We start from the raw sequence: 20935 nt of genomic DNA on the forward strand, positions 1-20935 counted from the left end.
ATATTTGGTCTTTTGAAATCACTTGGGGAAAAATTAAAGGATTATAGAAAATCCAAGGGCTTAATTCTTCGGAAAGCTGCTGCACTGCTAGATATCGATCAATCGTTAATTAGTAAGTTTGAGAAAAATGAAAGAAAGCCAACTGAAGAACAAATCCAGCGTATGGCAGACTTTTACAAAATCCCATTAAATGAATTAATGATAGATTGGCTCTCGGAAAAACTTGCTGAAAATTTAGCACCTTATGATGTTTCTTCTCAAGTGTTTCAGTTTGCAGAAGAAAAAATGAATTTTTATAAAACTCAAGCAAATGGAAAATAAGAAAATGAAAGTTGCAGAATTATTTGCAGGAGTTGGAGGGTTTCGTCTTGGACTTGAAAAATGCAATTTCGAAGTTGTTTGGAGCAATCAGTGGGAGCCTTCGACTAAAACCCAACACGCTTCAATAGTTTATGAAGCTCGTTTTGGATGTGAAAATCATTCGAATGAGGATATAAACGAAATAGTGACAAGGAATGTAGAAGAAATTCCTGACCACGATTTGTTAGTTGGAGGATTTCCTTGTCAAGATTATTCTGTTGCGACAACATTACATAACTCAAAAGGCTTAAAAGGTAAAAAAGGTGTTCTTTGGTGGTCTATTCACCGAATTTTGGAAGAAAAAAAGAACAAACCAAAATACCTTTTTCTAGAAAATGTAGACCGACTTTTAAAATCGCCAGCAAAACAAAGAGGTCGTGATTTTGCAGTAATGTTACAAAGTTTAAATGAACTTGGATATGCAGTAGAATGGCGTGTAATTAATGCAGCAGAATACGGAATGCCACAAAGAAGGAGAAGAATTTTCTTTATTGGTTATCACAAATCAACGGAAATATATAAAAGACTTGAAAAAGCAGACAAAATTGATTGGTTAACAAAAGAAGGAACTATTGCAAATGCTTTTCCTGTTAACAATACTAAATCAATTCAAGAAATTGAACTAAAAGGAGATTTATTAGAAATTACCAACAACTTTAACAAAACAGGTAAATTATCACCTTTCCAAAATACAGGATTGCTTTTAAACGGCAAAGTTTATACAACTAAAACAGAAGCTAGTTACGAAGGTAACTTCACAGTTTTAGGAGACATTTTGCAAAATGGAGAAGTTACGAAAGAGTTTTTCATAGATGATAAAGACAAGGACAAATGGGAATATTTAAAAGGTTCAAAAACCATTGAAAGAATTTCAAGCGAAGGGCATAAGTACAAATATTCAGAAGGCGGAATGATTTATCCAGACGCTTTAGATAATGCTTCAAGAACAATAATAACGGGAGAAGGTGGAAAATCGCCTTCAAGATTCAAACACGTAGTTGTTTCGGACAGAGGATTGCGAAGACTAACACCAGTTGAATTAGAAAGATTAAATATGTTCCCAGACAATCATACCAAAATTGAAGGAATTACAGATACAAAACGTGCGTTTTTTATGGGGAATGCTCTAGTTGTTGGTGTAATCGAAAAAATAGGAAAAGAACTTTACAAACAAATAAACCAATTTGAATATGCTTGATATTACTTCAGCAGATTCAATAATTGAGTTTGCGAAAAAATTAAAAAATCAAACTTTACGAGAAGTTTGTGGCGAAGAAATTGAAAAACACGGTTACAAAGGAAAAGGAAATTTTGGTCAGATTTTAGAAAAATTCTTTTTCGGTTACGAACCAAATTCAGACGCAGAACCAGACTTCAAAGAAGTAGGAATTGAACTTAAATCAAGTCCATTAAAAGCATTAAGAAATGGAGAATTTCGTTCAAAAGAAAGGCTTGTCTTAAATATTATCAACTATTTAGAAGTACATAATGAAGACTTTGAAAATAGCTCGTTTTGGAAGAAAAATGCTCATTTGCTTTTAGTATTTTATCTGCACGATAAAGATTTAGACTTACTCGATTACCTAATTAAATTAGTTGGCGGTTGGCAATATCCAAACGAAGATTTGAAAATTATCAAACACGATTGGGAAACTATAAACCAAAAAATAAAAGACGGTAAGGCACACGAATTATCGGAAGGAGATACATTTTATCTTGGAGCTTGCACAAAAGGTTCAACAGCTTTAAAGTCCTATCGCAACCAACCTTTTAATGATGAAAAAGCAAAACAAAGAGCATATTCGCTTAAACAAGGTTATGTAAATCACATAATAGCAAATATCGCTCAAGAAGAAACTGCGGTTTACGGAAAGATAATTGAGCAACCTGAAATCCTTGATTTAGTTCAATCAATTGAGGAGATTGTAATTTCAAAATTTCAACCGTTTTATGGAAAATCAGCAGAACAAATTGAACAAGAATTAGGCTTAGAATTAAATCAAAAAGCTAAAAGTTATTTTGCCAATTTGACTAACGCAATACTCGGACTTGAACTCGGACAAAAAATTGAAGAGTTTGAAAAAGCTGATATTCAAGTAAAAACTATTCGTTTGAAAGAAAACAATTTACCAAAAGAAGATATTTCATTTCCAACTTTTGAGTACCAAGAACTAATCGAAACTGATTGGGAAGATTCGGATTTTAAAAACATTTTGGAAAGCAAATTTTTCTTTGTTTTTTACCAATTTGAGGGAGAAAATTTAATCTTAAGAAAGGTTAAGTTTTGGAATATGTCACATTCAGATATTATAGAAGCTAAATCTGTTTGGCACAAAATGAGAACAACTGTTTCTAAAGGAGAAATTGTAAAAGAAGTAACGAATAAAGGTGTTAGAAAGACTTATTTCCCAAAGAAAACGGAAAATAGAATTAGTCACGTTAGACCACACGCAAGAAATGCATATGACACTTATGAATTACCTATTGCAGACAAACTAACAGGATTGAGTGAATTTACAAAACATTGTTTTTGGCTGAATGCAAATTATGTAAGAGACGAAATTTATTTGAAAAATTATTAAATGGGCTTAGGTTATATAGGCAGCAAACACAAGCTTTCAAGCTTCATTTTTGAAGCTATTTCAGAAACCGTTGGCGATATTTCAAATAAAACATTTTGCGATCTTTTTGCGGGAACCGGCGTTGTGGGCAGAACGTTCAAACCCTTCGTAAAACAAGTAATTGCAAATGATGTTGAATTTTACAGTTTTGTGCTAAACCGCAATTATATTGGGAACACCAAGGATTTTGAATTCGAAAGTTTATTGGTTGAATTGAATTCTCTGAAAGGAAAAAAAGGCTTTGTGTTCGAAAATTATTCCGAAGGCGGAAAGGAAGGAAGAAACTATTTCACTTCAGAAAATGGGATGAAAATTGATGCCATCCGCCTTCATATTGAAACCTTAAAAAATAATGCGGAAATTGATGATGACCAATATTACTTTCTATTGGCTTCACTTTTGGAAAGCGCGGATAAAGTGGCGAATACGGCTTCGGTTTATGGCGCATATTTAAAACATATAAAAACTTCGGCTTCAAAAAAATTGGTGCTAAAGCCTGCGCTTTTTCAACAAACAAAGGGAAACCATCACGTTTTTCAGCAAGATGCGAATACGCTAATCAAAAATATAATTGGCGATATACTTTATTTGGATCCACCGTATAATGCACGGCAATACGGTGCCAATTATCATTTACTGAATACTATCGCAAAATATGATACCTTTGTTCCCAAGGGAAAAACGGGGCTTCGTGATTATTATAAAAGCGATTGGTGCCGAAGTGGAGAAGCACTTCAACGTTTTGAAGATTTGATTGAGAGTGCCCAATTCCCATATATTTTCCTGAGTTACAATAACGAAGGTTTAATGAGCCGGAGTGATGTGGAAAATGTGATGAAACGCTTCGGAAAATACAGTCTCAAAACGAAGGAATATCAACGTTTTAAGGCAGATAAAACAGAAAGCCGAAACCACAAAGCCTCAAAAACTATTGAATATTTGCATATTTTAGAAAAGAAATATATTAAGAAATCCTGCAAGGTCTCTAAGACCTTGTAGGTATAAACACAAAATAGAAATAAACCTACAAGGTTTTGAAAATCTTGCAGGAGCGAATAAAATCTCGCAGGAGCAAGTAGAATCTTGCGCTTGCCAATAAAAACAAACCCTATGTTTTCAGACAAAGCCAATAAAATTTTTGCCGAAGTAATCAATAAATATCACGAAGCAAATACGGTTGATCAAGATTTTGCCAATCCCTACAATAAGGACAACCAGTTGCTGGAACATCTTCTTTATAGAAAATGCTGGATAGACACCGTGCAATGGCATTACGAGGATATTATCCGCGACCCCAATATTGATCCCGTTGCGGCACTTAAATTGAAAAGGCAGATTGATGCTTCCAACCAAGACCGCACAGATATGGTAGAATACATTGATAGTTACTTTTTGGCAAAATACAAGGATATAACGCCCAAGAAAAACGCCACCATAAATACGGAAAGCCCGGCGTGGGGAATAGACCGTCTTTCAATCTTGGCGCTTAAGATTTTTCATATGAACGAGGAGGCAAACCGGACTGAGGCTTCGCAAGAACACCAAATGGCGTGCAAGGCAAAACTGAATATTTTACTGGAGCAGCGCGTAGACCTTAGCACGGCAATCAACCAACTGCTGGAGGATATTGAGAATGGGGACAAATATATGAAGGTTTACAAACAGATGAAGATGTATAACGATGAAGAATTGAACCCAGTGCTGCGCGGAAAAAAGACTTCCTAATTTCCAAAGGGGAATCCTGATGCAGAAAATCAAACACATATCGGTAATACGTCTTTCTGCCATGGGCGATGTGGCTATGATTGTGCCTATGTTGACCATTTTGGCGAAAACCTATCCAGATTTGAAAATCACCATGGTTTCCAGACCATTTTTCAAACCTTTTTTTGAAGGAATTGAAAATGTACAGTTTTTAGAGGCAGATGTAAAGGTCAGGCATAAACGTTTTGGATTGTTGAAACTTGCCAATGAAATACATCATTTGGGCGTGGATGCCGTTGCAGACCTCCACGGTGTAATCCGTTCTAAAATTATTACTGAATATCTAAAGTTGAAGGGACTGAAAACCGCTTCCATAGATAAGGGAAGAAGGGAAAAGAAGGCTTTGGTTTCTTCTGAAAATAAGAAATTTGTTCAGCTTAAAAGTACACATCAGCGCTACGCGGAAGTATTTGCAAAACTAGGTTTTCCCATTAATTTGAAGCAACCCGTTTTCTTGATGAAAAAAAGGTTGACCCCCAAGTTAAACGCAATGCTCGGCGTTGAAATGAAAAAAGCCGTGGGCATTGCCCCATTTGCGGCACACCAGAGCAAAATGTACCCGCTTGATATGATGGCAAAAGTGGTGGCGCAACTGGATGCTTCGGATAAGTATCAGGTTTTCCTTTTTGGCGGCGGAAATAAGGAAGGGGAAATTCTGAAAAAAATGGCTGCTCCTTTTGGGAATGTTATAAATGTTGCCGGTAAATTTTCATTTGAAGAAGAGCTCGTACTAATTTCAAATTTAGATGTAATGGTTTCTATGGACAGCGGCAATGGCCATTTGGCGGCTATGTACGGCGTACCGGTACTTACAATTTGGGGCGTTACGCACCCTTTTGCCGGTTTTACGCCTTTCAATCAGCCTATGGAAAATCAGCTAGTCGCGGACCGCCAAGCTTTTCCGAAGATTCCTACTTCCGTGTATGGCAATAAATTTCCGGCGGGCTATGAGAAGGCTGCTGGCAGTATTTCAGTGGAGGCCGTAGTGGCTAAAATTAAAAATCTTCTGTATTAAAATCTTTTTCTAAACATCATCATAATCCACAAGTATTGTAGGTGTTGTGGGGTGCGCTTGGCAGGTAAGTATCAATCCTTCGGCAATTTCTGAATCCGTTAGTATCTGGTTTTTCCGCATTTCGGCTTTCCCTTCCTTAATTCTGGCAATGCAGGTACTACAAATACCGCCCTGACAGCTATATGGAGGATCCAAGCCTTGGTCCAGCGCAGCCTCCAGGATGGATTTAGTCTGCGGCATCACAAAAATTTCTTCCTCATCATCCAAGGTTATGGTGATGTTCGTGTTGCCATCGTGGCTTTCCACGAGCAGGCCTTTTTCGGCAGTCGAGAAAAGTTCGTGATGTATCTGTTTTTCGTTGATGCCGTTATGCTTCAGGGTGGCGGAAACTTCATCTATCATTTCCTCTGGGCCGCAGAGGTAGAAAGATTCAAAATTGGTTTCGGCATATTTATTTTTCAGAAAAAGATTGACAATGGACCGGTCAATCCTACCAAATCGTGCATTTTCCTCTTCCTTCCTGCTGAAAACAAATTCCACGTGAAATCTACCGATATATTTTTTCTGAAGTTCCAAAATTTCGTTGTAAAACATGGTTTCATCCACGTTTTGGTTGCCATACACCAGAAGGAAGTTGGCTTCCGGCCTTTCTTCCAGTGTGCTCTTTATGAGTGAGATTACGGGCGTAATGCCGCTACCTGCTGCGAAAGCCACATAATTTTTAAGGTTTTCCTCGAGAATAAATTTACCCGTGGGCGGCATTACCTCCAGCAAATCGCCAGCTTTTAGCTGGGTATTGGCAAAAATGGAAAACGCGCCGTTGGCTACCTTTTTTACGCCTATTTTCAGAATTCCACTTTTTGGCGACGAGCAGATGGAATACGCGCGGCGCAGCTCCTCGCCCAAATGTTTATGCTTTATGGTTACGTACTGGCCCGCCTTAAATTTGAATTTATCCGCAAGCCCGGGAGGAACGGTAAAACTTATGGAAACGGAATTTGGTGTTTCTTTTTTTACTTCGGAAACGGTAAGCGTATGAAACTCGCTCATATCAAAATATTTTTTGGCAAAAGTACAAATGAAATCAACTATTCAAAGAAACACTATGGGTTTATGTGAAGCAATTTTTAACTTGCGGCACCGACATATTTCTAAAAGAAATGTATTTTTACCGCTCTTTTTCGGTTCTATATACTAAAAACGAACCTTTTAAGTTAGAATACCATATAAATCCAAGCATATTTTGAAAGGCATATATAAAATTACTTTTTTTTTACTGGCTGTTGTTTTGTTGGCAGCCTGCTCACGCAAAAAAAATACGTTTCTCTCCAGAAATTCGCACGCGCTCTCAACGGAGTATAACATTCTCTATAACGGAGGCTTAGCGTATGAAAATGGAAAAAGCCAACTGGCTCTGGGCTATCGCGATAATTTTTGGGATATTCTTCCCATTGAGCGGATAGACCTAGATCTTGAAGAGGATACGGACGTAAAGGCACCCGGAGCGAACAAGAACCCAGATTTCAATCGCGCCGAGGAAAAAGCGACAAAAGCGATCCAGAAACATTCCATGTATATAAATGGCCGCGAGTACAATCCCCAGATTGATGAGGCGTATATGCTTTTGGGGAAGGCGCGGTATTATGACCGCAGGTTTATTCCAGCCATGGATGCATTTAATTTTATTTTGGATAGATACCCAACCAGCAATAACATAAATGTTGCCAAGGTCTGGAAAGCAAAGACCAATATTAGATTAAGTAATGAAGAAGTTGCCCTTGAAAATCTGAAGAAAATGCTTGAAGAGGCTGAACTGAGCGACGACGAACTTGCGGATGCAACAGCCATAATGGCGCAGGCTTACATAAATTTGGATTCTCTGGAAAAGGCGCTACCATACATTGTGATTGCTTCAGATAAGGTTAGGGATAAGGAGCTTGAAGGAAGATATACATTTATTAAAGGACAAATCTTCAACCGTTTGGGCGAAAAGGACAGTGCAAACTTGGCTTTTGATGAGGTGATAGATCTCAACAGAAAAACGTCCCGCACTTACATGATCAATGCGTATTTGGAGAAAGCAAAGAATTTTGATTATGATAAGGAAGACAGGGTAGCATTCCTGGAATTGCTGGAAGATTTGGAACAAGACCGCGAAAACCGTCCATTTCTGGATAAAATATACAACCAGTTAGGAGATTATTATCGTTTTACGGACAGTATTGATGCTTCAGTGGAATTTTACAACAAATCCATCAAGGCGTTCAAGCAGGATCGCGTATTGCAATCCGTGAACTACCAGACTCTTGCCGAGATTCGATTCAACGATGCACGGTATAGGGAAGCCGGGGCTTATTACGATAGTACGCTTACCTTTTTAACGGAAAATAGCCGGCAGTGGAGACGCGTAAAAAAGAAGCGTGAAAATCTGGATGACGTAATAAAATATGAAGAAATTGCCGTTAAGAATGACAGCATTCTTCGCATTGCGAGAATGAGTGAAAGTGAGCAATTGGCTTATTTCACTGAATATACGGATGGGCTGAAGGCGCAAGCCATTAAAGATTCCATTGCCGCCGTGAAGAGTGAGGGCAGGATTGCAAATAATGAATTTTATAAAAAAAATGGGGCCAGTGGTCCTAATCCGTCCGGAGGAGGGGCGTTCTATTTCTACAATCCATCAACAGTGGCTTTTGGGAAGCAAGAATTCAGGAAAGTGTGGGGAGACCGCCAGTTGGGCGACAACTGGAGGCTTTCAAGCATAAAGAAACAATTGGATGATGTGGAAGAAGTAGCCGTGCAGCAAACTTCAATTATGGATAATGAAATGTTCAAACCTGAAAGTTATCTTTCAACCATTCCAACGGATGAAGTGGTTTTGGATAGTTTGGCCTCTGATCGAAATTTTGCATATTATCAGCTCGGTCTCATCTACAAAGAAAAATTTAAGGAATACGAACTTGCCGCAAACAGGCTTGAAACCTTGTTGGGCTACAGTCCAGAGGAACGGTTAATTGTGCCTTCAAAATATAATTTGGTCAAGATTTATGAGATATTGGAAAATCCATCCCAGGCAGATCGTTATCGTAACGATATTCTGAGCCACCACGCAGATTCCCGTTACGCAGAAATTCTTCGGAATCCAAATTCGCAATTGGCTACCGATGAATCCAGCCCAGAATTCAAATACAAGCAGCTTTATAAGGAATTTGAAGTCGCGAAATATGATGATGTAATCCAAAAAAGCGATGAGTATATTCTTCTTTACAATGGAAATGATATTGTGCCAAAGTTTGAATTGCTAAAGGCCACCGCCATTGGGAAGCAACAAGGTTTTGAAGCATATAAAAAAGCCTTGAATTTTGTTTCGTTGAATTATCCGAATAGTGATGAAGGCAAACAAGCGCAACAAATTTACAGTGCTGTTTTGCCACAATTGGCAGTAACCAAATTTGTCCCGGATGAAGAAAGCGATAGTTGGAAGTTGGTGTACCAATTCAACAATAATGAAGCGGAGGCAGAACAAAAGTTGAGAGAGCAATTGGACAAAGCCATCACAGAATTGAATTATACAAACATGTCTACATCCATAGATTACTACAATCCATCCACCAGACTCGTAATTGTCCATGGGCTTAATACCAAACTGGGGGCGCGTGGTTTTGCTGAGGTTTTAAAGGAAAATAAAAAGTATAAAATTCAACGGCCGTCCTTTGAAATTTCCACACCAAATTATAAAATCATTCAAATCCATAAAAACCTGAATGATTATATTCAGGAACCCGTAACGGAAGAACAGACCGAATAACAGAATAGTAACCTCAAAAACCAACTGCTATGTTTTCAGAAAAAAAGCAACGAACCGCTACCGTGGAACCCGGAACCGCACAGAATAGAATAAATGAAGGAACCAAAATAAACGGGGATGTAAGCTCAACGGGATTTTTTAGGATTGATGGGGAAATTAGAGGAGACGTAACAACACCTTCCAAAATTGTACTTGGAAAAACCGGAGTTATTATTGGTACACTTACCTGCGAGAACGCAGACATTGAAGGCAAAATAAAAGGGAATCTAAAAATTGCGGGAACCCTTTCACTTAAATCCACCGCTTACATTGAAGGTGATGTTGAGGTTGGAAAATTAGCTGTAGAACCAGGTGCAACCTTGAATGCTAGTTGTATTATGAAGGGAAAACAACCCAAGAATATTTCAGCATCTCAAAATGTAAATCCAGAAGCTGAAAAGACGCACCCATTTGACCGACAGCAGCGTTTAAAAAAAGTTCCTGAATCTTCACAAAACGGTTAACAGACTAATGTCAGATAATAACAATAACCTTAGAAAATGGGCTATTTTCTCTGGTATTGCAATACAAATGGGCGTAACTATTGGTATCGGGGTTTTTGTAGGTTTAAAACTTGATGAAAACTTTCCAAACAACTATTCAGCATATACAATAATATTTTCGCTTTTGGGTGTTTTTATTTCGCTATATGCGGTTATAAAACAACTTCAGAATTTGAATAAAAAAGATTGAATCTTTTGAAAATAGAAAAGCCATTTTTTGGACCAGTATTATTGATTTTTGTCACGGCCGTACTTTTTTTCGTCCATAGACAAATAGTTTTAGGTATTTCTGAAGAATACACATTTTTTTATGATGTTTGGAAGATTTACCTTTTTCATTTCATAGTTACTTCACTTATTCTTTTGGTGCTTTATTTTGTTGGTAAAAAAGTCCCCGATTACGTTGGTTTCACTTTTTTGGGATTTATTCTGCTCAAGATGGTCGCTGCGATTGCATTTTTAATTCCATTAATCAAAATGGAAAACGTTTCAAAAATTCCGGATTTTATTTCATTTTTCGCACCGTATTTTATTTATCTTTTTATAGAGATTATACTCACATTGAGGCTTTTAAGGCAATCCTTAAAATAAAATACACACTTTAACTTTATAAAATTTAAACATTCGTACCTGCCCCCTTTTTTTTATGGGTAAAAGTTGTACTTTTGCACAAATTTTAACGAGCACACTTTTTTATAGTTATTAACATATGAGGCTTACTCAAACATTTATTGGCACCTTGGCATTCATCGCCGTTTTGTTGATGCCCTTTAAAGGTACCGCATCAGACCCACATCAGGAAGAAGGTGGTGGAAAATTTGATCCCAAGGAATTGATTGACAGCCACGTTTGGGATTCCCACGAATTTCATATTGCAGATTGGTCCGGTCACCCAATAACGCTGGCTCTTCCAGTGATACTATGGACAGATAATGGGCTCACTATATTTTCTTCAGCAGAATTTCATCACGATAATTCTGGTACGCACGTAGTTGAGGCAAACGGTCAGGAGTTTGTAAGATACCGTGAGCATATATTTTATGCAGATCGCTTCAGCCAAGAAAAATTTCAGGAAACTAGTACTATGGGTCGTCCATTTCTTTATGAGGACAGACCACTGGATTTTTCCATTACCAAAACTGTTTTCTCCATGATTTTGGTTTCGTTGATACTTTTATTGCTTTTCAGCGTTGCCGCAAGACATTACAAAAAGAACAAAATGGCACCAAAGGGTGTTTCAGGATTTTTGGAGCCGGTAATTATTTTTGTTCGTGATGAGATAGCTGTTCCAAATATTGGAAGCAAATATGTAAAATATATGCCCTTTTTGCTGACTACTTTTTTCTTCATCTGGGTAAACAATTTGGTAGGCCTTATCCCATTTTTCCCTTTCAGCGGGAACGTAACCGGAAACATCATTTTCACATTGATTATGGCATTGATTGTTTTCATCATTACAGTTTTCAGCGGAAACAAATATTACTGGAAACACATTCTCACGCCAGATGTGCCAAAAGCATTATATCCTATTATGATCCCAATTGAAATTATTGGGATGTTCACAAAACCCTTCGCACTTATGGTTCGTCTTTTTGCGAACATTACTGCTGGGCATATTATAATTTTGAGCCTTGTTGGTTTGATTTTTATTTTCGAAACCGCCGCCATTTCGCCGGTGTCCATAGTATTCGTTCTTTTCATGAGCGTGCTGGAACTTTTGGTTGCCGCACTTCAAGCTTATGTATTTACGTTGCTTGCGGCGCTGTTCATTGGTCAAGCGGTGGAGGAGCATCATTAATTTTTGTTTAATTTATTTTTTAAAAAGTTTCAGTTATGACAGGAACATTAGCAGCAGTAGGAGCAGGATTGGCCGTAATAGGCGCAGGTCTTGGTATTGGTAGAATTGGTGGTTCAGCAATGGACGCGATCGCAAGACAGCCAGAAGCTACAGCAAAAATTCAAACCGCAATGATTATTGCAGCAGCTCTTGTAGAGGGTGTTGCTCTTTTCGCAGTGGTTGTGGCATTGATTGCCTAATTTTAAAAACGCAACATTCCGTAGCGGTTGGCTGCGGGATGTTGTTTTAAACAAAAAGTTTTTCAAAAAAATATAAAATGAATATAGTAGCACCAGAGAGTTTAATATTTTGGACCACCATCATATTTTTATTGCTTTTGTTTCTTTTGCGAAAATTTGCTTGGAAACCCATTTTAGGAGCAGTTAGAACTCGTGAAACTTCCATCAACGATGCATTGGCAGCTGCCGAAAAAGCAAGGCTGGAAATGCAGAACCTTCACGCAGACAATGAAAAATTGTTGCAGGAAGCACGTGCCGAGCGCGAATTGATGCTCAAGGAAGCCAGAGAGCTAAAAACAAAAATGATCTCAGAAGCAAAAGATGAGGCAAAGGCCGAAGCAGATAAAATGGTTGCACAAGCACAGGCAGCTATTGAAAGCGAAAAGAAATCTGCCATTGCCGAAATGAAACAGCAAGTTGCAAGCCTTTCACTGGAAATTGCCGAGAAAGTGATGAAAAAGGAACTTTCCGATAAGGAAAAGCAATTGAAGCTTGTTGACGAAATGTTGGGCCAAGCCAAATTAAACTAACAAACTATGAGTAGCAGAGCAGCTATTAGATACGCTAAAGCAATATTGCATACCGCAAATGAAAACAACACACAATCGGTTGTCTTTGAGGATATGCAATCTGTTCAAAATACCATTGAGGCTAGTCGCGAATTGCAAGCTGTGCTGCAAAGCCCAGTTATTAAAGCCCACGATAAAAAAGAAGCTTTGCTGAAAATTTTCAGTGGGCAATCGGCCGCAACGCATTCATTAATCAAAATATTGGTGGATAATAAACGTACTTCTTTGCTAGCCAATGTTGCAAAGAGCTATATAGATCTTTATAATGAAGAACAAGGCGTAAAGGTAGCGACGGTTATCACGGCAGTTCCACTTTCCTCAGAACTTGAATCAAGGGTAATGGCAAAAGTGAAGCAATTGACCAATAGTGAAAAAGTAACGCTTCAAAATGAAATTGACCCAGAAATCATAGGAGGATTTATCCTTCGCGTGGGCGATATTCAATACAACGCAAGCATTGCGAACCAATTAGGAAATTTAAAAAGAGAATTCAGTAAATCAATATAATGTTGAAAGATTTTGAATTTAGGCTTAAATCTAAAATCACAAATCGAAAATCGTAAATCAAAATGGCAGAAGTAAAACCAGCTGAAGTATCAGCAATATTAAAGCAACAACTTACAGGCTTTGAAGCATCTGCTTCCCTGGATGAAGTAGGAACTGTACTTACCGTAGGTGACGGGATTGCCCGTGTTTACGGCCTCTCAAACGCGCAATACGGTGAATTGGTTGCCTTTGAAAGCGGTCTGGAAGGTATTGTACTTAACCTTGAAGAGGATAATGTAGGTATTGTACTTTTAGGCCCATCAAAAGGGATTAAAGAAGGTTCTACAGTTAAACGTACGCAACGTATTGCTTCACTTAAAGTTGGTGAAGGTATTGTGGGGCGCGTAGTAAATACATTAGGTCAGCCAATTGACGGTAAAGGACCTATTACCGGCGAAACTTACGAAATGCCCCTAGAGCGTAAAGCTCCTGGAGTTATCTACCGTCAGCCGGTAACTGAGCCGCTTCAAACTGGAATTAAGTCAATCGATGCGATGATTCCCGTAGGCCGTGGACAGCGTGAGCTTGTAATTGGTGACCGTCAAACAGGTAAATCTACCGTTTGTATCGATACCATTTTGAACCAAAAAGAATTTTACGACGCAGGTCAACCTGTGTATTGTATCTATGTGGCGGTTGGGCAAAAAGCCTCAACGGTTGCAAACATTGCTCAAGTTCTTGAGGATAAAGGTGCTATGGCATACACTACTATTGTAGCGGCAAATGCATCAGATCCTGCGCCTATGCAGGTATATGCTCCATTTGCAGGTGCTGCAATCGGGGAATATTTCCGTGATACGGGCCGTCCAGCATTGATTATTTATGATGATCTTTCAAAACAAGCGGTAGCATACCGTGAGGTGTCTCTTTTGCTTCGTCGTCCACCGGGACGTGAGGCGTATCCTGGAGACGTTTTCTTCCTTCACTCAAGATTGCTGGAGCGTGCCGCAAAGGTAATTGCTGATGATAATATTGCGAAGGAGATGAACGACCTTCCGGAAAACCTAAAACCAATAGTTAAAGGTGGAGGTTCGTTGACTGCCCTTCCTATTATTGAAACACAGGCAGGTGACGTTTCGGCGTATATTCCTACAAACGTAATTTCCATTACGGACGGACAGATTTTCTTGGATGGGGATTTGTTCAACGCGGGTGTTCGTCCAGCTATCAACGTAGGTATTTCGGTATCGCGTGTGGGTGGTAACGCGCAGATTAAGTCAATGAAAAAAGTAGCGGGTACCTTGAAACTGGATCAGGCAGCTTTCCGTGAACTGGAAGCATTTGCAAAATTCGGTTCAGATTTGGATGCCGCAACATTAAATGTTATTGAAAAAGGAAAGCGTAACGTTGAAATCCTTAAGCAGGCGCAGAATGATCCATATACCGTGGAAGACCAAATTGCGGTTATCTATGCAGGTTCAAAAAATTTGATGCGTAACGTTCCTGTTGAAAAAATCAAGGAATTTGAAAGAGATTATCTTGAAATGCTTAACCTAAAGCACAGAGATACGTTGAACGATTTAAAGGCCGGTAAACTAACGGACGACGCAATAGATGTATTGACGCAAACGGCAAACGAGCTTTCAGCGAAATATAAAAAGTAGTTAGGAGTTCAGAGTTATGAGTTATGAGCGATTTGCACAAAAGTCCAATTCGAATAAAAAGTTTTGAATTTGCTTGTGAAATTGTTCATTTCTCTAGAATTCTAAAAGAAATGCGAGAGTTTGAAATCGCAAGCCAGCTACTTAGAAGTGGAACAAGTATTGGAGCCAATGTTCGTGAGGCGCAACGTGGCGTTAGTACCAAAGATTTTAAAAATAAATTTTCAATAGCTTTATAAGAAGCTGACGAAACGGAATATTGGTTAGAACTTATTGAGGCGACAACTATGGGTATTCCGAATAATTTGAAAAGTAAGTGTGACGAGTTAATTCGAATTTTGGTTTCAATAATCAAAAACTCATAACTCATAACTCATAACTCATAACTCGTAACTCATAACTTGAGAAATGGCAAACCTTAAAGAAATACGTAACAGAATATCATCCGTAGGTTCAACGATGCAGATTACCAGCGCCATGAAAATGGTTTCTGCCGCAAAGTTGAAAAAAGCCCAGGATGCGATTACGGCAATGCGCCCCTATTCTGAAAAACTTACCGAGCTTTTGCAAAATTTAAGTGCTACGCTAGATGCAGACAGCGGCGGAAAATATTCAGAAGTGCGCGAAATCAATAGAGTTTTGGTAGTTGCTATTACCAGCAACCGTGGTTTGGCAGGAGCATTCAATACAAATGTTATCAAAGAATCCCGTAACCTTGCATCAAATGTTTATTCTGGAAAGCAGGTAGATTTTTTAACGCTCGGTAAAAAGGGAAATGACATTTTGAAGAAATCAGGTACCGTTTTTGAAAATAACAATGCCATTTTTGATGACCTTTCATTCGAAAACACTTCAGAAATTGCTGAAAAACTAATGAAACTGTACACAGACTGGAAGTACGACAAAATCATATTAGTATACAATAACTTCAAAAATGCTGCAACGCAAGTTGTGATGACGGAACAGTTTCTTCCCATTTTGCCTCCAAAACAAATAGAAGGTCAAGAAGTAAAAAAGACCGAAACGTTCTACATTTTTGAACCTTCCAAAGAAGAAATTATTGAAGCATTGATCCCAAAAAGCCTAAAAACCCAGCTTTTTAAGGCTTTGCGTGATAGCGCCGCCAGCGAGCACGGTGCCCGTATGACGGCGATGCACAAAGCTACGGATAACGCAAAGGAGCTTCGCGATTCATTAAAACTTCAATATAACAAAGCACGTCAAGCCGCAATTACGAATGAGATTCTTGAAATCGTTGGTGGTGCTGAAGCTTTAGCGGGATAGGTAATAGAAATCTTTTATGAAAAAATCTTTTTTAATAATATTAAATATTTTACTTATCATTTCTTGTGATAAAAATAATGATGATAGTGAAAATAATAATGAACCCGATATTATTCAGGAATTAGCTATTTTAAATACAAATACACCTACAAATATTACTGAAAGCTCTGCAACATTCGTAGGTAATATTATTAATGATGGCAATAGCAACATTTCTTCAAGAGGTTTCTGCTGGAGCGTGAATACAAATCCTACTGTTAATGATAATTTGGTAAATGCTACTGGTAGTGGATTGGGAATATATCAAGCAGATATTTCCTTATTATTACCTGAGACCAGCTATAATGTAAGAGCTTTTGCAGTAAATGATATAGGTATTGCATACGGTAATAATATAAATTTTACAACAGAATCCGCAGATATACCCCCACCACCTTTACCCACTATTGAATCACTTGTGCCCAAAAAAATATTGACTAGCAGGGTTGAATTAACCGCTATTGTTAATGATGTTCCAGGAAATATTGGTAACAAAGGATTTGTTATAGCAACCTTTGAAAATCCTACTTTAAATGATATAGTAATTAATGAAGGGGACAGTGGAATAGGCCAATATATTGTTACAGCTACAGAATTAAGTCCAAATACTATTTACTATGCACGTCCGTACGTTAGAATAAATTCCAATCCTGTGTATGGTAATCAAGTAACTTTTAGGACTACAGGCTATTTTGGGTCTTCCGGAGGATATGTAGTTTTTGATAATGGAGAAATAGTAGATGGTTGGAGATTTTTAGAAGCATCTCCTGAAACTTTTGAAAATAAATGGGGATGTAATGGAACATTTATATCTGGCACTTCTTCGCAATTAGGTAAGGGTTTAGAAAATACCCTCAAAATAATTAATAATTGTAATATTTCAGACTGTGCTGCTAAAAGATGCTCAAATTATGTTTTTGGGGGTTATTCTGATTGGTTCTTAGGATCTACTCAAGAATTGGAGGTCACATTGATTTCTTTGGCAGATATTAATGCTCTTATAGACTATAATCAATATTGGACTTCGACACAGGCCAATGCTTTACAATCTTACTATGTTTCACCTTCATCAAACGGAGGTAATCCTTATACTGAAATTGACGATAAGGGGTATTCATTTTTGGTTATACCTATTAGAAGGTATTAATTTTAGATTTTATAAAACCTTCAACTTTAATTAAAGCATTGGTGGATTTTTTTCTTAATCCTTTTAGCTATCTTAATTAAAAATAACTAACCAATGAAAAATACATTGCTCATTCTATTGATTTTATGCGGCCTAACTGTAAGTTCCCAAAACCAAAAAGGAGCCATGGAAATTTCGATTTCAGTCTCACCATACCCGACCACAACAAACGGAGAAGACGATTTTGGCGCCATTGGCTTGGCGAGTTTTGAATATTTCATATCAAATAAAGTTTCGTTTTCCGCTAGTTTTTTTTCATCAAATAACACATTGATAAGCAACAATAGCAAAACTACCATCCACGGTTACGGCTTTGTACCTTCCATTCACTATTATTTCATAAATAAAGAAAAATGGAATGTGCACGGGCAATTGGGGTATGGTTATGGTTTTGAAGACAGAACGCTGGGGAATATTCAGAATAGCGCCTTGTCCATTGTAAATGTTGGGCCGGGCGCGCAGTATAGAATTAGCGATAAACTTTATGCGAAAGTTTTTTTACCATATTTCAGTGCAAAAAACTTAACCCTTAATGTTGAAAGTGCTCGTGGTGTGGCTGTTTTCTTGGGTCTTACTTTTAAACTGTGATAGTTTAATATTCAAAAGAGGTTGTATTTCGCCGTTCTTCAAAAATATTCGTAAATTTCCGGAATGAGATTAAATATGAAATTTCTTTCGGTTGTGGCTTTATTACCAATCCTATTTGTTGGATTTGCCAATTGCGGCGGATCAAAAGCAAATTCTGAAGCCATAAATTTTCAAAAAAATCCACCTTTTAAAATTGCTGAAGTATATTACCAAAATTGGGTAGCCGGTGTTGAAGAAGGTGGTTCTGGAAAAAATGTCCACATCACCTTTTCTGAAATGGAAACTGGCGTAAAGATTCAAAGTATTTATTTCAACAATAAAATACTTGAATTAAAGAATAATTCAGCAAAACCGATGGAATATATTGGTTTTCATAGAAATGAAATGCGAAGCGATGTTATTATGGACAGCGACCCAATGAAAGAGGCACAAAATACTCCTTCAGAAAAGAATATTTTCAGCCTTCAAAAAAATGAAGCGGTACTTTCCTATACATTTAAAGGCAAAACGGAATATTTCAAAATTTCAAACCTCCCTGAAAAAGAAATGATGGCATATCCGCAATCAAACCCCAATTCCCACGAATAGATTTATAAACTTCTTACAGGTTCTCAAAACCTTGTTGGTCTTCTTCCGTAATCATGAAAATTCTTCACCTAGACAGCAATCATCCGTTATTAATGAAAAAGTTGCGGGAAGCAGGATTTAGCAATGATGAAAATTATACCTCAACAAAAACTGAAATTGAGCAAATTATTTCAGCGTATGACGGGATTGTAATCCGCAGCCGTTTTGATATTGATAGGCAATTTCTAGATGCCGCAGAAAACTTGAAATTTATTGCACGTGTGGGCGCGGGTATTGAAAGTATAGATGCTGATTATGCGCTAAAGCGTAAAGTGAAACTTATCGCCGCGCCAGAGGGCAATAGAAATGCCGTGGGCGAGCACGCGCTGGGAATGTTACTTTCACTGTTCAACAAACTGAATAAAGCGGACAGCGAGGTTAAAAATGGCCAATGGAACCGCGAAGCGAACCGAGGAGTGGAACTGGACGGAAAAACTGTGGGAATTATCGGCTACGGAAATATGGGAAAAGCTTTCGCCAAGAAATTGCGGGGCTTTGACTGTAAAGTACTTTGCTACGATATAAAAGAGAACGTGGGTAATGAAAATGCGAAGCAAGTTTCGCTTGCCGAATTTCAGCAGACGGTTGATGTGGTAAGTCTGCACACGCCATGGACGCCACAAACGGACAAAATGGTTGATGCTGAATTTATCCAATCCTTTTCAAAACCATTTTGGCTCATTAACACTGCCCGCGGGAAAAGCGTGGTTACCTCGGCTTTGGTTTCGGCATTAAAATCTGGGAAAGTTTTGGGTGCCGGACTCGATGTTTTGGAATATGAAAAGCTTTCGTTTGAGAATTTATTTGTCTCAGACCAATTTCCAGAATCATTGCAGGAATTATTTCAAATGGAAAATGTAATATTGAGCCCTCACATTGCCGGCTGGACAGTTGAAAGCAAAGAAAAATTGGCAACTGTGATAGCTGAAAAAATTATCAAAAATTTTAAAAATCAGGAAATATGAAAAAGCGGGTTACAGGTATTGGCGGTATTTTTTTCAAATCAACAAATCCGGACGCTACAAAAGATTGGTATAAAAATCATTTGGGATTGAATACGGACAGTTATGGATGCACATTTTGGTGGCAAAATGAAAATGGCGAAAAATGTTCTACACAGTGGAGTCCCTTTAAAGCCGATACCCAATATTTTGCGCCCAGCGAAAAGGAATTTATGATCAACTATAGGGTTGAAGATTTGAAGGGACTTTTGAAAGTTTTAGCGGAAGAAGGCGTAACCGTGGTAGGCGAAATGGAAGAATATGAGTATGGAAAATTTGGGTGGATACTTGATCCGGATGGAAATAAAATTGAACTTTGGGAACCAATTGATAGCAAGCTCACCTAAAATTTTATAAATTTATTTCACATTAAAAACCAATCAAATACTATGGAAAACCAACAAAACTCAGGATACGACAGCAGCAAAAATCGTATTAATCGTGATGCTGAAGATTTTGAAAGACAATCCCGCAATACCGGCAACGAAACTTGGAACCAGACCCCGCCACCGTATAATCAAGAAAATAAAAAGATTTTGGCAGGAATTCTTGGGATAGTTCTCGGCGGATTTGGAGTCCATAAATTTATTTTAGGATACACACAGGAAGGGATTATCCAAATAGTAATTACGGTAGTCACCTGCGGGATGGGAAGTATTATCGGCTTGATTGAAGGGATAATTTACCTCACAAAAACCGATGAAGAATTTTACCAAACCTATCAAGTTGGGAAAAAAGGATGGTTTTAAAATTTTCAGTACTAAAGAAAATTTGAAATTAGAAAATGTAGGAATATCGAAAGCAATTGTAAGGCTTCGGAATTAATAATCTATTTCAGAAAAGTAAACTTAAAAGATAAAGCTATGAGAATAATATTTTCCATCCTTACCTCGCTTTTGCTTTGCATAGGGTGCAAAAATCCAAAAAGTGAAGAGCAATCACCAGATAAAGATGAAAGTGTGGCTATCGAAAAGTTGTGTTTCAGAAATGAATATCCTTTTCCCGATAGTACCGAAAATATAGATGTTCTTAGTCTTGACCTTAAAATACAGGGAGATTCTGTTACGGGAAATTATAATTGGCTTCCTGCATTAAAGGACCAGCGAAATGGAACATTGGTGGGAACAATAGAAAATACCGTTATAAGCGCTACGTATGAATATACGCAAGAGGGAATCGAAGAAAAGGCGGAAATAACAATCGTTCTTAAAGACGACAAAGCCGTTATTAAGGGAAATAACTCTGAATCTGGTTTAGATACAGAAGTTTCGAGAATTCCGTGCAATTGATTTCAAAATAATTTTTTCA

Annotated in this window: 24 protein-coding genes and 1 pseudogene; 24 read left to right on the forward strand and 1 reads right to left on the reverse strand. The window is 37.9% G+C overall.

Translation table 11 applies throughout. The features are described from left to right. Positions 1 to 12: 12 nt before the first annotated feature. The 6 genes from KIV10_RS03180 to KIV10_RS03205 all read left to right on the forward strand — a co-directional run bounded on the left by KIV10_RS03180 (position 13) and on the right by KIV10_RS03205 (position 5760). On the forward strand, positions 13 to 321 hold the full coding sequence (locus KIV10_RS03180) for a helix-turn-helix domain-containing protein (RefSeq protein WP_214112032.1): 309 nt from the start codon (positions 13 to 15) through the stop codon (positions 319 to 321). Then, positions 311 to 1558: a DNA (cytosine-5-)-methyltransferase gene (gene dcm / locus KIV10_RS03185; RefSeq protein ID WP_214112033.1), complete on the forward strand. Its 1248-nt coding sequence runs from the start codon at positions 311 to 313 to the stop codon at positions 1556 to 1558. Before KIV10_RS03180 ends, dcm begins: the two co-directional genes overlap by 11 nt. Next, on the forward strand, positions 1551 to 2942 hold the full coding sequence (locus KIV10_RS03190) for a Sau3AI family type II restriction endonuclease (protein ID WP_214112034.1): 1392 nt from the start codon (positions 1551 to 1553) through the stop codon (positions 2940 to 2942). The genes dcm and KIV10_RS03190 overlap by 8 nt, the downstream gene beginning before the upstream one ends. After that, positions 2943 to 3980, forward strand: coding sequence for a DNA adenine methylase (locus KIV10_RS03195; RefSeq protein WP_214112035.1), 1038 nt, complete (start codon positions 2943 to 2945; stop codon positions 3978 to 3980). A 111-nt stretch (positions 3981 to 4091) separates the two neighbouring features. Continuing rightward, complete coding sequence (locus tag KIV10_RS03200; RefSeq protein ID WP_214112036.1) at positions 4092 to 4706, forward strand: DUF4254 domain-containing protein; 615 nt, start codon at positions 4092 to 4094, stop codon at positions 4704 to 4706. A 19-nt stretch (positions 4707 to 4725) separates the two neighbouring features. Further along, positions 4726 to 5760, forward strand: a complete 1035-nt coding sequence (locus KIV10_RS03205; protein WP_214112037.1) for a glycosyltransferase family 9 protein — start codon at positions 4726 to 4728, stop codon at positions 5758 to 5760. A gap of 9 nt (positions 5761 to 5769) precedes the next feature. On the opposite strand, the gene KIV10_RS03210 is transcribed toward KIV10_RS03205, so the two are convergent. Next, positions 5770 to 6810, reverse strand: a complete 1041-nt coding sequence (locus tag KIV10_RS03210; protein WP_214112038.1) for a ferredoxin--NADP reductase — start codon at positions 6808 to 6810, stop codon at positions 5770 to 5772. A gap of 193 nt (positions 6811 to 7003) precedes the next feature. On the opposite strand from KIV10_RS03210, the gene porW reads away from it, so the two are divergent. The 18 genes and pseudogenes from porW (at position 7004) to KIV10_RS03300 (ending at position 20916) form a co-directional block, all read left to right on the forward strand. Continuing rightward, complete coding sequence (gene porW / locus KIV10_RS03215; RefSeq protein WP_214112039.1) at positions 7004 to 9568, forward strand: type IX secretion system periplasmic lipoprotein PorW/SprE; 2565 nt, start codon at positions 7004 to 7006, stop codon at positions 9566 to 9568. A gap of 29 nt (positions 9569 to 9597) precedes the next feature. Then, complete coding sequence (locus tag KIV10_RS03220) at positions 9598 to 10071, forward strand: bactofilin family protein (protein ID WP_214112040.1); 474 nt, start codon at positions 9598 to 9600, stop codon at positions 10069 to 10071. A gap of 7 nt (positions 10072 to 10078) precedes the next feature. Next, positions 10079 to 10300, forward strand: a complete 222-nt coding sequence (locus KIV10_RS03225; RefSeq protein WP_214112041.1) for an AtpZ/AtpI family protein — start codon at positions 10079 to 10081, stop codon at positions 10298 to 10300. A 5-nt stretch (positions 10301 to 10305) separates the two neighbouring features. Then, on the forward strand, positions 10306 to 10701 hold the full coding sequence (locus KIV10_RS03230; protein ID WP_214112042.1) for a DUF6168 family protein: 396 nt from the start codon (positions 10306 to 10308) through the stop codon (positions 10699 to 10701). Between the two features lie 118 nt (positions 10702 to 10819). Next, positions 10820 to 11908, forward strand: coding sequence for a F0F1 ATP synthase subunit A (atpB, locus tag KIV10_RS03235; RefSeq protein ID WP_246516165.1), 1089 nt, complete (start codon positions 10820 to 10822; stop codon positions 11906 to 11908). Positions 11909 to 11943: 35 nt separating this feature from the next. After that, the gene (gene atpE, locus KIV10_RS03240) at positions 11944 to 12147 is read left to right on the forward strand and encodes an ATP synthase F0 subunit C (protein WP_214112043.1); all 204 of its coding nucleotides are present in this window, start codon (positions 11944 to 11946) and stop codon (positions 12145 to 12147) included. 77 nt (positions 12148 to 12224) lie between these two features. After that, positions 12225 to 12716 (forward strand): F0F1 ATP synthase subunit B, encoded by a 492-nt coding sequence (locus KIV10_RS03245; RefSeq protein WP_214112044.1) that lies wholly within the window; start codon positions 12225 to 12227, stop codon positions 12714 to 12716. A 6-nt stretch (positions 12717 to 12722) separates the two neighbouring features. After that, on the forward strand, positions 12723 to 13262 hold the full coding sequence (gene atpH / locus KIV10_RS03250; RefSeq protein ID WP_214112045.1) for an ATP synthase F1 subunit delta: 540 nt from the start codon (positions 12723 to 12725) through the stop codon (positions 13260 to 13262). A gap of 62 nt (positions 13263 to 13324) precedes the next feature. Further along, positions 13325 to 14905 carry a F0F1 ATP synthase subunit alpha gene (atpA, locus tag KIV10_RS03255; RefSeq protein WP_214112046.1) on the forward strand — a complete coding sequence of 527 codons (1581 nt, stop codon included), beginning with the start codon at positions 13325 to 13327 and terminating at the stop codon, positions 14903 to 14905. A gap of 23 nt (positions 14906 to 14928) precedes the next feature. Continuing rightward, a pseudogene (locus tag KIV10_RS03260) lies at positions 14929 to 15267 on the forward strand (four helix bundle protein). A gap of 43 nt (positions 15268 to 15310) precedes the next feature. Then, the gene (gene atpG / locus KIV10_RS03265; protein ID WP_214112047.1) at positions 15311 to 16186 is read left to right on the forward strand and encodes an ATP synthase F1 subunit gamma; all 876 of its coding nucleotides are present in this window, start codon (positions 15311 to 15313) and stop codon (positions 16184 to 16186) included. A 16-nt stretch (positions 16187 to 16202) separates the two neighbouring features. Beyond that, positions 16203 to 17372 (forward strand): hypothetical protein, encoded by a 1170-nt coding sequence (locus KIV10_RS03270; RefSeq protein ID WP_214112048.1) that lies wholly within the window; start codon positions 16203 to 16205, stop codon positions 17370 to 17372. A 93-nt stretch (positions 17373 to 17465) separates the two neighbouring features. Further along, complete coding sequence (locus KIV10_RS03275) at positions 17466 to 17999, forward strand: outer membrane beta-barrel protein (RefSeq protein WP_214112049.1); 534 nt, start codon at positions 17466 to 17468, stop codon at positions 17997 to 17999. A 75-nt stretch (positions 18000 to 18074) separates the two neighbouring features. Further along, positions 18075 to 18587 carry a hypothetical protein gene (locus tag KIV10_RS03280; RefSeq protein WP_214112050.1) on the forward strand — a complete coding sequence of 171 codons (513 nt, stop codon included), beginning with the start codon at positions 18075 to 18077 and terminating at the stop codon, positions 18585 to 18587. Positions 18588 to 18640: 53 nt separating this feature from the next. After that, positions 18641 to 19591, forward strand: coding sequence for a 2-hydroxyacid dehydrogenase (locus tag KIV10_RS03285; protein WP_214112051.1), 951 nt, complete (start codon positions 18641 to 18643; stop codon positions 19589 to 19591). Beyond that, positions 19588 to 19974 carry a VOC family protein gene (locus KIV10_RS03290; protein WP_214112052.1) on the forward strand — a complete coding sequence of 129 codons (387 nt, stop codon included), beginning with the start codon at positions 19588 to 19590 and terminating at the stop codon, positions 19972 to 19974. The genes KIV10_RS03285 and KIV10_RS03290 overlap by 4 nt, the downstream gene beginning before the upstream one ends. 42 nt (positions 19975 to 20016) lie before the next feature. Further along, complete coding sequence (locus KIV10_RS03295) at positions 20017 to 20376, forward strand: TM2 domain-containing protein (RefSeq protein WP_214112053.1); 360 nt, start codon at positions 20017 to 20019, stop codon at positions 20374 to 20376. Between the two features lie 114 nt (positions 20377 to 20490). Further along, positions 20491 to 20916, forward strand: coding sequence for a hypothetical protein (locus KIV10_RS03300; RefSeq protein ID WP_214112054.1), 426 nt, complete (start codon positions 20491 to 20493; stop codon positions 20914 to 20916). Positions 20917 to 20935 lie beyond the last annotated feature (19 nt).

This window comes from Aequorivita echinoideorum, from assembly GCF_018476645.1.
GTDB classification, from domain to species: domain Bacteria; phylum Bacteroidota; class Bacteroidia; order Flavobacteriales; family Flavobacteriaceae; genus Aequorivita; species Aequorivita echinoideorum.